Origin of the sequence: Pseudomonas sp. B21-051, from assembly GCF_024748795.1 — a bacterium.
Taxonomy (GTDB): Bacteria; Pseudomonadota; Gammaproteobacteria; order Pseudomonadales; family Pseudomonadaceae; genus Aquipseudomonas; species Aquipseudomonas putida_A.
Genome location: NZ_CP087166.1, coordinates 2,600,174 through 2,613,132, shown reverse-complemented (window position 1 = coordinate 2,613,132; position 12,959 = coordinate 2,600,174). Strand labels below are relative to the sequence as shown.

Below are 12,959 nucleotides of genomic sequence, written 5' to 3'. Positions count from 1 at the left end.
ACCTAAAACCCTGTGGGAGCGAGCCTGCTCGCGAAGGCGCCAGAATGAACACCCGATCAATCACCGGGTGTCCCCGACACCTACATCACCCCGGCAACTGCAAATTATCCAACGCCCGATTCACCGCCAACTCCCCGAGCATAATCAACTGCGCAATCCCCGCCAGCGCATGGCGCTGCGACACCGGCAACAAACTGGCAATGTTCTGCGCGAGGGTTTTGGCCGAAGCAAGCGTTTCACTGGCATCCACCAGCAGCTCTTCGGTTTTGTTATCCGCCGTCACTGCATACATGCCGCGGGTTTTACGTGGCGGCGGCGTGGAACCGGGCGGACAGAGGTAATGATCGAGCGCGCGGTCGGCGGCTTCGTGGAGTTTTTTTGAATCGATGGATTCGTAGGGGGAAACCGAGGTGGTTTCGGGTGGGTTGGGTGTTGGTTTGATCATGGTGAAGCTCCTTGATTATTGGAGCCGCCACGGTTCGCTGCGAAACGAATGGAGGTGGCAGCTGTACGCAGGTTCGCAGACCGGGAATCAAGGAACCCGGCATACCCGAAGGTATCCCGCGCACAGCCGCCATGAAGCACCATTGCCAGAAATGACAACGATTGGGAGCGCTGTGCGCCTTGATTGATCCGGGCTGCGAAACCCGATCGCTGATTCGTCAGCGACCGAACCACAATAAAACCCGCCCCCAAGGCGCACAAGCCGGCGGATTCTGGCGTAGCTGTAGGCAAAGGCGCAAGGATGTGTAGCCTGGGAGAGTGACAGGAGATGTCTTTTTAAACGGTGGTGTTTATCGAAATCCCACCGCGTCACCTCCCCCCTTAAATAGATACGGCCCTATGCTCCCTTACCAAGGTGTCCCGATACGCCTACCCCCCCCTTGGAGATGGACGGACCGAGTTGTCAGGTTCGACACATGTTCATCCGTACCCACGTTTTGCTCGCCTACAGAGCTTCCAACTCACGGCGTTATCGTTTCACAAACAAGATCCTGAGGCGCACCATCCTTAAATGGAACAGTACATTTTTTTAGAAACTCGGGGGCCGGCTCAAGTGGCATTATCTCAAACAAGAAAGTCAGTTTATCTTCTTGAAACTCTCCCTTTTTCAATTCAACTTGAGTGTATCCGTCGAGAAAACTTTTGCCGTCAATGGAGCACAGCTCTTTTTCTTTAACTATTTTCCCGTTACCCCCTGGCACGAGCGATTGCACCCGTATGCACGGAGAATCGAATGTCCTCAAATATCTCACGATATATTTGCCTACTTTCCCTGCATCTGCCTGGTAGACCCGCTTGTAGTCAAACTCAGCCGCCGTCGCGGATGAAAAGCAAGCCAAACCAAAAAGCGTGTAGGCTGCGAGACGTAAAGTACGCATTAATTACTCTCCAAGTAACGATTTCTTTCGGCGAACCTGTTTGGGGGCACGCCTACCCAATTGCTATGCTTCGACATTTCTAGTTTTATTTTGGCCAAATCATTATCAGTAAACGGCCTTTGAATGAACTTCCTGGATTCCACGTGATAGTCTCCGCGGTATCGAAGATCTACAATGACGTCCTGATTTTTTTTATTAACGGCATCCCATTGCAAGACACCATATTTCTCTACGTTGCTGATTACACCTGAAATCCTGAAAATGTCTTTTTTCATGAATTCGTAGACAGATATGAATAACAAATATTGTTGCTTTCGCGTTATCACATGCTTTCTGATTTCTTGGCTTGCATTATCTAAATATGTTTTTGCAGCTTGACCATGCAAGCCTTTCGCCCCAACCAACCAAGATAAGAGAGGCTCTTTAACTCCGGCATTAACTAAGTCCGCCCTTGGATCAGCCTGTTGACCCAGGTCGTATCCTCGACCTATCGTCACCCCTGACACACCTTCTGGCCAGTGCACGACTCGGCTGAAATAGCGATGAGCAGGATGACCAGCATCTTCAAAGTCGTTCCCCTCGACATTGAACGTTAGTTGTCCGTAAGGCACCTTCAGCCATTTCAAATCATTATCATCGGCCGGACAGGTGAAGTTCCCAAGCAATCCCATTAAATGAAAGTGCCATGCTTTCCCATCAGGCGATAAACCAGCGTCTTTCCACCACGATAGTTTTTCGATTCTTTTTTTCTCATTCGCCCAGTTTTGATTCGGCTGTGATGGAGAATGGTTGAGCAGAGGGTCGAGCTCGTCCCACTTTTCAGCGTTCCAAAACCACTCACTTTCATAACGTGTCATGAGTTGCGATATTGATTGAGCATGCCAGAGCTTAGCCAATGCAGAGTGAATCTCTTCGACACTAAATTTATTGTCCTTATTAGCATCTACGATATCGTAGAGCCTTCGCTTTACGGGACCGCTATCTGCCTGGCTAATTTTGGCACGATAGTTTTCTCGCTCTTCGTTACTGAGTAAACCTCGCGTATCCAGAAGATGGGCAAGATGCTCAACCGGCTTCCCACTCTCCTCGATAAAATCAAAACCCTCCCACTCCCAAGGACTATGACGAGTAGTAATCAAGTCCTGCTCACCAAGCCAGCCATTGATCGGATGACCTTCCGCGTCTTCGAGTAAGTTATCCAGACGCCACCAGCGAATAGCTTGGGCCGGCGTGCTAACGGGAATAGATTTATTGTCTGACAATTGATAGGTTGCGGGTAGATCTTCAAGAACCCACTGAGGAATTATAAGATCGACTCCAATAACTGACCCTTCCTGACATATATCAGGCGGATTGTTGGCGTTAATACCGTCCTTATGCTTAATCAGCCGACTCGCACCCTTATGGATTTTTAGTAGTGTTTTTTGTTTATCAGCCAGAGTTTTTGCATGACTTCGACTTTTAGCGATAAATGCTGGCACATCGTCACAGCTAAAAACTTCTAAATGCAGGAGCGACTTTGATTCACTGTCACTGACGTTTTGATAAGGTCCTAAATGTCCGACTACTTCGCCCGCCTTGATTTCGTATGGTTCTGGCAATAGATGAAAAGAATCAGTAACCGGCTTGCTTGGTTGCGCTTGCAAGGCACTAATAGCTACGTAGCCATGAATATTTTTAGCACTGTCAGCTGCAAGCGGTAAGGTATCTACGCCCTCGGTGAGACTGCTGATTTTCCGAAACTCTCCACTGCCGTCTTCCAGAGTGAGCTTCACTCCTAATGGCAAGACGCCTGTTATCGAGTTTTTTTGTTTCCCCTTTGACGTTTTATAGACATTCAACCCTTTCCCAGGAAGCAACGCCGAATTCGAGTCATTGGACCGTACAGACACTAAATAAGTATCGGGACCAGCAGCCTCCAGCTCCCCGGTGTAAACCCATGCCTCACTAACAGTTTCAGGAATGGAATTCCCCTCGATTACCGCGCTCAGCTTTTTCCACTTTTCGTTTGGGGCGGCCGCTGACTCCGCAGTCCTGATTTTTACACCTTTGGGCAACATAGCATTTTTGATGCTATGGGCGGCCGTACCGGGGGCTCCAGCCCTAGTGTTCAACCCGAGGAAATTATCGACAGACTTTTCTGCTTTTGGGCTGTAGGTCAACGGCCCAAAGAGCGCTGGAGGCAGAGGTGCATCCTGTTTCTGGTAGCCAGCCCAATCAAGCAGGTGCATGTAGAGGCTGTAAAAAATCAGCTCCCCAACGGGTGGCGCGTCCTCATCTTGATCACTCTCTTGGTTCGGTATCTCGAGTCGGTGCCGGACAAGTACAAGTCCTGTGGAGTACGGAGCTTGTACAACACGCATATGGTCACCGAAATACTCTGTGACGGGGGCAGTCTCGTCGACTCGGTATGCGATTACCTCTCCGTCTGCGATGCAACGTACTGAGGATTGATCGAGGACATCTCCCGTTCCTCCATCAAAATGAATTCCGCCATGCCAGGAACCATTAGTACCCATCGGATAGAACCCGCCGTGGGCCTTAGCCAATGCTTCATAGTATTGCTTGGGATCCTGTGCCTCGGCGTGCTGATTACCTGCTCGCTTTAGCTTGAACGGATATGCCCAGTGTTCGACCTTGCTTTGCTTTTCCATAATTTAATCTTGCTTTCCATTTCCTTTGGCCCGCTCGGTTTTTGTATCAAGCTGTTTTGACCGTGACATTCGTGAGGGGCGCCGATATTAAAGGCAATGGGACCCCCTGAATACCCCTTGTGAAACCATGCTAAGCCGACTTAATCATATAGGATTCTCCTTCGCTGGCGGAGCCGGTGGGTCACGAGAAATCGGGCAGAAGAATTACCATTTCCCCCATGACCTCACACCGAGTGTCCGGGCTTTTGTCGAGCTACAAATCGGCTAAAGGAAAAATCAAATGAAGGCTTCGACCCTCATATTTTTCGCTCTTTATTGCATCGGTATCAACACAGCGATTGCCGATGTCTCACAGACGTCTAACGACAAGCACGGGCCAGCAGGCATCGTCGTCGGTGAACGTTTAGTGGCGGCCAGGGCCAAGCTAATCAAACAAGACTGGAAGCCGACGCGGATGCATACCACCGATGGCTGTGAATACAGTGGCGTGGAGAAAGAACTGGCTGCACGCAAACTCTTCGAACTGGACACCTGCTCCTTTGATAGCTCGCGTTGCATCTTGTACTACTCGAAGAAAGCAGCTTGCTTGCGCGTCGATACCATTGGCGAGCAGTTCAATGACATGACGGTGACGCGATGGACCCGTGAATGTCCTGAAGCGACTCAATAACCACACGAAGACGGCACGGTAATAATCAACTGCTCCCACAGGTTTCAGCGTTTTACACAACATCTGCAATCAGCATAAAACCTTGTAGGAGCGAGCCTGCTCGCGAAGGCGCCAGAATGAACACCCGATCAATCACCAAGTGTTCCCGACACCTACATCACCCCGGCAACTGCAAATTATCCAAAGCCCGATTCACCGCCAACTCCCCGAGCATGATCAACTGCGCAATCCCCGCCAGCGCGTGCCGCTGCGACACCGGCAACAAACTGGCAATGTTCTGCGCGAGGGTTTTGGCCGAAGCGAGCGTTTCACTGGCATCGACCAGCAGCTCTTCGGTTTTGTTGTCCGCCGTCACGGCATACATCCCACGAGTTTTACGCGGCGGTGGCGTGGAACCGGGCGGACAGAGGTAATGGTCGAGCGCGCGATCGGCGGCTTCGTGGAGTTTTTTTGAGTCGATGGATTCGTAGGGGGAAACCGAGGCGGTTTCGGGTGGGTTGGGTGTTGGTTTGATCATGGTGAAGCTCCTTGATGACTGGAGCCGCCACCGTTCGCGGTCAAACAAACTGGGTGGCAGCTGTACGCGGGTTGACCGACCGGACATCAAGGAATCCGGCACACCCGAAGGTGTCCCACGCACAGCCGCCGCGACATGAATTCAGAAAAAGCCTGACCCCTAAATAGATCCGTCCACTCATTGGGCCAGCTGACTTGCGTTTTTGGACTACATCTCAGACTCGATGGCTGCGCTCGGCCAAAACCGGCCATTCGCGAATGACTTTCGACTATCCAAGTTGCCTTTCTCTGATGTACCTGACGACCATTTGCCCTTGGTGCGTTCCAACGACAGTGCAAGGCTGTTTGAAAGTCTGCGATAGTTTTTTGATGATAATTGCGCCTGTGTAAACCATAAAACGTCAAACAAGCGATCTTTCCTTATTAGTTAAAGCATGATACAAAAATAGCTACCTTCCGCCCAAAAGTGTCTAAAAACGTGTGCAAAAAGGTACTTAGGAGAATAAAAATGCATGTCTATCGGTATCGATCATCAAACTTACTCTCACAAAAAGGCTTACTTTACGACGAATGGTATTTCGCCTCAAAGGAAGAGCTTAACGATCCTATCGATATGCAGTCAAAATTTGAATTTTCAGGCGACTGGACACGAACACTAACAAGCCTATGGGAGAATGAGCAAGAAGCAAAAATTGCTGCGGCTTATTTAACAAAGATAGGTCCAATTTCTTATGAGCAGTTAATAATCGACTTTCACGTCCATAAAGAAAAAATAATAGAGCAAGTTTTCAGTGATAGGCACATCTCACTCATGGAGCTCTCCAAGCTTGAAAATTCGCTGGAACACCTATTGGCACTGCTAAACCTTTATGCCCCTGGCTCGGGATACTCCATCTCATTATCTAGAACAAATTCAGACATGTTAATGTGGTCTCACTATGCCGCGAGTCATACGGGATTTTGTCTGACTTATAGACCGATAAATGGCTGCCTAAATCAGTGTCCAATTAGAAAAAAAGACTCACTAGCTGTTACAACAAACCACCTCTCATCTGTTAGCGCTGCTTTCGAAATCGAAGATATCAATTACAAAGACCAGCTTCATCCGATAGATGCATTTTCATTGCTGCCAGTAATCTACACGGGTTATAGCTTCGACTCAGAATTATCAAGACTGGAGTATCATAAAAAAATCAGAGAGCAATTACTTACCAAAAACAAGTGCTGGCAGTACGAGCAAGAATGCAGGCTAATGTTGCGCCAGCCTACTAAGTGGATTTCCGGCTGCTCGACCTATAACAGTTTGCAACGTTTGTTTTATTATGATTTCAGTCAGGTTACTGGAATAATATTCGGTGCGCGAATGTCATCACATGACAAAGAAGCAATACGAAATATTATTAGTCATAAAATGCTAGATAAATACAAAAATATTCAGAGCGGAAAAACCTATGTTTTTGATTTTCTCTATCAACAGGCAGAGATCTGCTCAAGCTCTAGGGCTGTAAAAATTGTAGATCTAGATTTATATCTGATGGGGTCAATATTGAAGCCCGGTAGTGCGCAGTATGCAGATCGATTGGATAGGTGGAGGAGAGGGGAAGGAATGGCTATCGAAAACGGAAGTTTTTCCTATGAGCCTATACCCTGAGTGGAAAACTCATTAACCCGCTTCCCTATAACTAGGGATGGGTAATATTTACGCTAGTTAAGCGATGGCAGCCACTCGAGTGCTACAAGTTGGAATGATGCGAGAAGCTTCAGATCTTAATTTTAGTAGTGCAATACGATTAGGCCGGCTTTGCCATTTATAGGTCACTTTGTAGGGGGGGGTATATGTCAGTGGATCTTGAGCTACCAGTTGACACCGAACAGCTGCTGAGAAAATGGTATACACGTTGTAGTACTGTAGCCGTTGGGCATTACAAATCTGCTGAATACTATACTAAAATGCACGCACGACTATCTGGCTCGGCAGCAGTGCTGTCTGCTATAACCGGTACCACTGTGTTCGCGACGCTGCAAAACCAACCCGCACTATGGTTGCAGATAATGCTTGGTTTTTTTAGTATTTTAGCAGCAGTCTTAGCAACATTTTCCGCCTCGATGGCTTATCAGGAAAAAGCAGAAAAGCACAGAACTGCGGGGTCTAAATATAACTCCATTGGAAGAGAGCTTGAACAGATCGGATTAGCGAGGCCAATAACTCAGGAGCTAATACACAACGTCCGTTCTCGTCTTGATGCATTGGCGGAGGAGGCTCCGCACATTCCACGGAAAATCCATAAAAAAATCGCAAACCCTGACCAACTGTCAAATTGGAGCAACTAAAATTTATATTTAAGGCGAAAAACTGAAGTTCAGTTTGCAATTTCGCACCCTCGAGCGTCCGCTATTGGCCGGTAGCGGACATTCTCGATTACCTGCATCAGGCCGGAAGCGGCAAGAAGCACTCCCTTTCGTATCGGCTCCCTGCTTTTGGAGTACCTTGAACCGGCATCCAACTAAACGGCAAAAATAACAACTCCGATCCTACAAATCAGGGCCTCATAAGGCTCGGCAAAACCACCCCCTCCCCCAACCTCTCCACCCCCAACCGCACCCTCTCCCCCCCCTGCTCAATCACCACCCCATCCCCCTCCACCGCCACCAACTTCACCCCAGGCCCCACCCTCTCCCCCTGCAAAAAACTCCTCGGCGGCCCATCGTTCAAACTCAAAATCGCCACCGCCCCGCGACTCCCCGCCATCACCCCGCTCACCTTGATGTCCATCGGTGCCGTCTGGTTGGAAAACCACTGCAACGCCGGGTTATCACTGCGCGCCGCGAGCATTTGCGGTGGCGCCGGAGGGGTGTGGGATTCGGCGGAGGTCAGGAGCAGCGACGACCAGGTCGCGACGCCGACCAGGGCGGCGAGCAGTGCGAGGGCCTGGACGGTTTGCGGGGGGGATATGCGGGTGGTGAGCATCATGGGCTGAATCTCCTTTTAGTCCCTGCTGACAGGCTACGCGGCAATTCTCACGGTTTTATTTCACACGGCTTACATGTTGGCCGTGCAGGATGTTTTTTTGGACGGGGCTGGACGCAACGGAGTGCGCAACCGATGAATGTGGGCAAGCAACAGGGCTTTACGCTGATCGAGCTGATGGTGGTGCTGGTGATCATCGGGATCGCCAGTGCGGCGATCAGTCTGAGTATCAAGCCGGACCCGCTGCAGTTGCTGCGCAAGGATGCCGAGCGTGTGGCGCAGTTGCTGCAGGTGGCGCAGGCGGAGGCCCGTGCGGATGGTCGGCCGATTGTGTGGCTGAGCGATGGCAAGGGCTTTCGGTTCAGTCGGCGCAGTGACAGTGGTCGGGGGTTTGAGCATTTCAAAGATGACCCGCAGTTGCGACCGCGTACCTGGCAGAGTCCGAAGCTGGAGGTGCGGGTGGAGCCGAAGCAGAAGGTGGTGCTTAACGCCGAGTGGATCAATCCGCCGCTGCAATTGACCCTGTCTGATGGGCTCAATCGGCTGAGTGTGCGGCGTGATGCCAGTGGAAGGATCAGTGTGCAATGAACGCTCAACGGGGCTTTACCCTGATCGAGGTGATGGTCGCTATTTTGCTGATGGCGGTGGTCAGTCTGATCGCTTGGCGCGGGCTGGACAGTGTGACGCGGGCGGACAGTCATTTGCAGGCGAGCAGTGAGCAGAGTGACAGTTTGTTGCGGGCGTTGAATCAGTTGCAGCGTGATGTGGAGATGCGTGCGGGGATTGAGTTGACTGAGCCGAAGAAGGTTGGCGTGGATGATGAGCCGCCGAGTGCGCCGCCTGCGTTGACGGTGCGGAGCAGTGATAGCAAGGGGTTTCGCCTGGACATTATTCGCAGTGCGGCGGATCAGCCTGGGGCTTTGCAGCGGGTGCGCTGGTGGGTCAAGGGGGATACGTTGTATCGGGCGGTGGCTGAGGCGCGCAGTCGTTATCCGTTGCCGGCGCCGGGGGCTGGGGTGGCGGTGTTGCAGGGGGTGAGTGATGTGCAGGTGCGGGTTTGGGAGGCGGATAAGGGTTGGCGGCAGTTGAGTGGCAATCGGCGGGAGGATCCGATGGGGTTGGAGGTTCGGTTGACGCGGGAGACGGCGCAGGGGGTGGAGCGGTATCGGCAGGTGATGGGGCCGTTGGAGTGATGCTGGCTGCAATGTGGATATCCGTGTAGGAGCTGCCGTAGGCTGCGATCTTTTGATCTTTAAAATCAAAATCAAAAGATCGCAGCCTTCGGCAGCTCCTACATTGGGATTTGGGGGAGTCAGTGGGATTGGTTGGTTGTGAGGCCGTCATCGCCAGCAGGCTGGCTCCCACAGTTGGATTGGGTTTGATCAGTTGGAGGGTGGTTGTCTGGTAGGTCGCCATCGCTGGCAAGCCAGCTCCCACAATATCGAGTCGCGAGCACAGCATGCGGCGAAGCCGCCCCACTCACTGGCCGAGTGTCAGCTCGCCGAAAGCTTTTGATCTTGATCCACGGGCGACGTCGGAAGGCTGAGTGGAGGGATTGATCCGGGGGTGGGAGCGCAGCGACCGTTTGGCGCAGCCAAACACAGCGAGAGGAGGTGCAGCGAAGCAAACCGTAGGCGCTGCCCCCCGGATCGATCCCGGAGCGAAGGAACCCCGAGCCCCAGCGAGTGGGCCGCACGTAGGAGCAAGCCTTTTGGGTTACCTTTTCGGCGTTTGGAAAAGGTGACCCGCCGTAAGGGCGGAACCCTAAGTGGCCGTTACCGCAGCAACGGATATGTACACCGTCAATCCACTAGCTGAGGACGACGACTCCGCCGGGCAGTTCGGTGCATTTGACGCCGTAGGCATCGCGGATCAGTAGTGCGACGCCGGCGAGTTGGTCGAGGCTGAAGCGGGCCTGGACGCGGCGTTGGCCGAGTTCGCGGTTGAGCAGCAGCAACATGCCGGGGCGGTAGCGGTTGATCTCGTCGATCATCTGGCTGAGGGTTGCGCCGTTGAATACCAGTACCTGTTGGCGCCAGTTCATCACTGCGGCGGTGTCGACGCTTTGCACTGTGCCCACTTGCTGCGCGTCGTAGGTCAGTTGCTCACCCGGCTGCAAACGCAGGCTGCGGCCATCGACATTGACGTCCACCGAACCATCGAGGCAGGTCACGCAGACTTGCTGATCAGTGTTACGCAAATTGAACCGCGCTTGGCTCGCCCGTAACCACCCTCCCCCGGCCTGCATCGCCAATGGCAGCCGCGCGGTCTGTACTTCGACTTCGCCGCTGACCAGTTCGAACCCCTGCACACCGTCGTCGCCGGCGCGCTGGTTGATGCGGGTTTGGGTGTTGAGTTCCAGGCGCACGCCGTCGGCCGGTTCGAAACGCTTCTGCTGGCCGACCTCGGTGATGTAATCGGCGCCGAGCCCTTCAAAACCACCGGGAATCGTCCCGCGCACCAGCAAAAACGCCGCCGATGCCGCGATGGCGCCACCAAGAAACGCCCGGCGACCGAAGCGTCGCGGCGACTGCAGCATTTCAGCGGCAGGCTGCAGGTTGTGCCACAACACCTTGGCCTGCTCGAAAGCCTGAGCATGTTCGGCGCTCTGCGCGCACCACTGGCGCAGCGCGCGGGCGTCAGCCACAGTGGCGCGGCCGGAGGTCAGCAGGACCAACCAGTCGTGGGCTTCGCTGTGCAGATTGTCGGCCGCCGATGGCTGGGCAGGTGTCAGTCGAAAGATGTTCAAACGCGCAGATTCTCAACGAAATGATCGGGCACTATTCAGAAGACGGTTTTCCGGCCCCGCGACCGAACCGCTGAAACACTTTTCTTTCCAGTTTCGCCGCGCAGAAGCCCAACGCGGCTTTGATTTCCTTCTCGACCATGCGTGTGGAGATGCCGAAGCGCTGGGAGATTTCCAGGTGCGGCGCCTCTTCCAGCCGCGCCGCGATGAAGATTCGGCGACGCCGCGCTGGCAGTTCGTAGAGGGCGCTGAGCAGCGACTGGATTTCCTTCTGCCCACCCACCACCCGCGCCGGGTCCAGCGCCTCGTCGCCGATTTGCAGCAGCTCTTCGACTTCCTCGCCGGTGAGCAGGCGCGCATCGGCCTGACGGCGGTCGGCGGCGATGTTCAGGGCCATGCGATAGAGGTAGGCGTTGGGCCGCAGCAGGTTCGGCGGCGTTTCCATGCGGTCGACCCGCAGGTAGGTTTCGTGCAGCACGTCGTTGGCCAGATCCTCCGAGCCGAGACGGCGTCGCAAGCGCACCCGAAAGTCCTCGTAGGACGTCAGGAACAGCTGGACCATCGAACCTTGTCCGGTGTCTTTCATCCCCCGGAAACTCCTTCCCATTTGGTGCATTCCATGCGTTTCCCTGACGACTCCGGTAACAACAGCAACGTGACCGGCTGACGCAACGCGCTGGGCGTCGGCCGGTCGATCCTGAGATTGCGAAAGCTCTCCACCAGCGCGGTATCGCGCCGTTCATCACCGGTCGAAGTGACCAACCGGTTGTGCTGCACCACGCCGTCACGCCCGACCCAGACCTGCAACACCGCGCGATAACTGCCCGGACGGGTCAGCGGCGAACGGCACAGGTTGCGCTCGATCGCCGCTTGCACGGCGGTGGCGTAGCTGCGACTCACGGCGGCGCTGGCCGGCGTGGTTTTGTCCAGGGCCGACGGCACGTCCTCGACCTGCGCCACTTGCAAGGTGAACGCATCGTCGCGGGCGTAACGCGCCATCAGGCCACTGCCGCCGAGCAAACGGCGCAAGGCGTCGGCAGCGGTGTATTCGCCATCGACCGCCAACGAGCGCCGGCCACGACTCAACTGACTGTCGACCAGCACCGCCACCCCGGTGGCATGGCTGTACTGATCCAGCGCCCGGGCCAGGTCCTGCGCCGGAATGTGCAGCGTCATGCGCAAGTCGGCGGGCGCGGGTTCAGCTGTCGCAGCGCCGCTGAACCAGCCAAGCAGCAGCCCCAGACTCACCCGGCGCACAAGCCTCGTTGAACGCTGAAGACCGTCCCTGGAACTGCCTCGCTGCACGGCTGACGTACCCCTGAAAACCGTCATCCTGATGGCTGTTTATGAATCTGGTGTGACGGGCGGTGCAAAAAAACCATCACGGGATTCGCCCAAGGCTTGCACTAGACTGCATTCAGAGAGCGGCCGCTTCGGGCCGGCCAGGAGGCTTGCATGAAATCACTGTGGAAATTCGCCCTCGGCGGGCTACTGCTGAGCGCCTTCGTCAGCGCCCACGCCGAACAGCCGCTGGGCTGTGTGGAGGTGACGGTGGGTGGCTACAAGGCGCCGAATTACGATTGTCTGAGTCAGCAGATGGGCAACAATCCCGAGGGTGCTGCGGCTGCGCAGAAGAATCAGGAAGCGCTGAATGTGCCGGTGAACAAGCGACCGCCGAATCAGGTTGGACTGGCGACGCCGGCGGCGACAGGCACCCGCATGGGCAACACTTTCGGCACTTCAGTCAAACCACAGCGCCCACCGAATTAGGGAAACATCAAAGTCAAAAGATCGCAGCCTTCGGCAGCTCCTACATGGGATCGAATGTAGGAGCTGCCGAAGGCTGCGATCTTTTGATCTTCAGTCACTTTGGGGCTGACGAAAGCTCACCGCCCACCAAACTGAAGACCAATCTTTGTGGCGAGGGAGCTTGCTCCCGCTGGGGGCGCAGCGCCCCCAAATCTGCCGAACCGGTTTTAACTGACAGACCGCATGCAAAGGTTTTGCGACTGCTGCGCAGCCG

General features: G+C 54.1%; 14 protein-coding genes. 6 read left to right on the top strand and 8 right to left on the bottom strand.

The window, feature by feature from the left end; all coding sequences use genetic code 11:
* Window positions 1-85 precede the first annotated feature (85 nt).
* The 3 genes from LOY52_RS11755 to LOY52_RS11745 form a co-directional block, all read right to left on the bottom strand.
* Window positions 86-445 carry a DUF6124 family protein gene (locus LOY52_RS11755; RefSeq protein ID WP_258679578.1) on the bottom strand — a complete coding sequence of 120 codons (360 nt, stop codon included), beginning with the start codon at window positions 443-445 and terminating at the stop codon, window positions 86-88.
* Between the two features lie 520 nt (window positions 446-965).
* A complete protein-coding gene (locus LOY52_RS11750) occupies window positions 966-1,382 on the bottom strand; it encodes a hypothetical protein (RefSeq protein ID WP_103486696.1) in 417 nt (138 codons plus the stop codon).
* Entirely contained in the window at window positions 1,382-4,036 is a 2,655-nt protein-coding gene (locus tag LOY52_RS11745) for a hypothetical protein (protein WP_258679577.1), read from the bottom strand. Before LOY52_RS11745 ends, LOY52_RS11750 begins: the two co-directional genes overlap by 1 nt.
* A 280-nt stretch (window positions 4,037-4,316) precedes the next feature.
* Here LOY52_RS11745 and LOY52_RS11740 point away from each other — a divergent pair, with 280 nt between their 5' ends.
* Window positions 4,317-4,706 (top strand): hypothetical protein, encoded by a 390-nt coding sequence (locus LOY52_RS11740; protein WP_258679576.1) that lies wholly within the window; start codon window positions 4,317-4,319, stop codon window positions 4,704-4,706.
* A gap of 157 nt (window positions 4,707-4,863) precedes the next feature.
* On the opposite strand, the gene LOY52_RS11735 is transcribed toward LOY52_RS11740, so the two are convergent.
* Window positions 4,864-5,223 carry a DUF6124 family protein gene (locus tag LOY52_RS11735; RefSeq protein WP_095136351.1) on the bottom strand — a complete coding sequence of 120 codons (360 nt, stop codon included), beginning with the start codon at window positions 5,221-5,223 and terminating at the stop codon, window positions 4,864-4,866.
* A 507-nt stretch (window positions 5,224-5,730) separates the two neighbouring features.
* Between LOY52_RS11735 and LOY52_RS11730 the strand changes: the two genes are divergently transcribed.
* Both LOY52_RS11730 and LOY52_RS11725 read left to right on the top strand, forming a co-directional pair.
* The gene (locus tag LOY52_RS11730) at window positions 5,731-6,873 is read left to right on the top strand and encodes a DUF2971 domain-containing protein (RefSeq protein WP_258679575.1); all 1,143 of its coding nucleotides are present in this window, start codon (window positions 5,731-5,733) and stop codon (window positions 6,871-6,873) included.
* Between the two features lie 185 nt (window positions 6,874-7,058).
* Window positions 7,059-7,553 (top strand): SLATT domain-containing protein, encoded by a 495-nt coding sequence (locus LOY52_RS11725; RefSeq protein WP_258679574.1) that lies wholly within the window; start codon window positions 7,059-7,061, stop codon window positions 7,551-7,553.
* 208 nt (window positions 7,554-7,761) lie between these two features.
* On the opposite strand, the gene LOY52_RS11720 is transcribed toward LOY52_RS11725, so the two are convergent.
* Window positions 7,762-8,193 carry a type II secretion system protein N gene (locus LOY52_RS11720; RefSeq protein WP_258679573.1) on the bottom strand — a complete coding sequence of 144 codons (432 nt, stop codon included), beginning with the start codon at window positions 8,191-8,193 and terminating at the stop codon, window positions 7,762-7,764.
* Between the two features lie 132 nt (window positions 8,194-8,325).
* Between LOY52_RS11720 and gspH the strand changes: the two genes are divergently transcribed.
* Window positions 8,326-8,778, top strand: coding sequence for a type II secretion system minor pseudopilin GspH (gspH, locus tag LOY52_RS11715; protein ID WP_258679572.1), 453 nt, complete (start codon window positions 8,326-8,328; stop codon window positions 8,776-8,778).
* Window positions 8,775-9,383 carry a prepilin-type N-terminal cleavage/methylation domain-containing protein gene (locus LOY52_RS11710; RefSeq protein WP_258679571.1) on the top strand — a complete coding sequence of 203 codons (609 nt, stop codon included), beginning with the start codon at window positions 8,775-8,777 and terminating at the stop codon, window positions 9,381-9,383. The genes gspH and LOY52_RS11710 overlap by 4 nt, the downstream gene beginning before the upstream one ends.
* Before the next feature lie 617 nt (window positions 9,384-10,000).
* On the opposite strand, the gene LOY52_RS11705 is transcribed toward LOY52_RS11710, so the two are convergent.
* The 3 genes from LOY52_RS11705 to LOY52_RS11695 are packed head-to-tail and all read right to left on the bottom strand — an operon-like array spanning window position 10,001 to window position 12,184.
* Window positions 10,001-10,939 carry a FecR domain-containing protein gene (locus LOY52_RS11705; RefSeq protein ID WP_258679570.1) on the bottom strand — a complete coding sequence of 313 codons (939 nt, stop codon included), beginning with the start codon at window positions 10,937-10,939 and terminating at the stop codon, window positions 10,001-10,003.
* A 31-nt stretch (window positions 10,940-10,970) separates the two neighbouring features.
* Complete coding sequence (locus tag LOY52_RS11700) at window positions 10,971-11,522, bottom strand: RNA polymerase sigma factor (protein ID WP_027613107.1); 552 nt, start codon at window positions 11,520-11,522, stop codon at window positions 10,971-10,973.
* Entirely contained in the window at window positions 11,519-12,184 is a 666-nt protein-coding gene (locus LOY52_RS11695) for a secretin and TonB N-terminal domain-containing protein (RefSeq protein ID WP_045122060.1), read from the bottom strand. Before LOY52_RS11695 ends, LOY52_RS11700 begins: the two co-directional genes overlap by 4 nt.
* A gap of 207 nt (window positions 12,185-12,391) precedes the next feature.
* Between LOY52_RS11695 and LOY52_RS11690 the strand changes: the two genes are divergently transcribed.
* Window positions 12,392-12,706 (top strand): hypothetical protein, encoded by a 315-nt coding sequence (locus LOY52_RS11690; protein WP_258679569.1) that lies wholly within the window; start codon window positions 12,392-12,394, stop codon window positions 12,704-12,706.
* Window positions 12,707-12,959 lie beyond the last annotated feature (253 nt).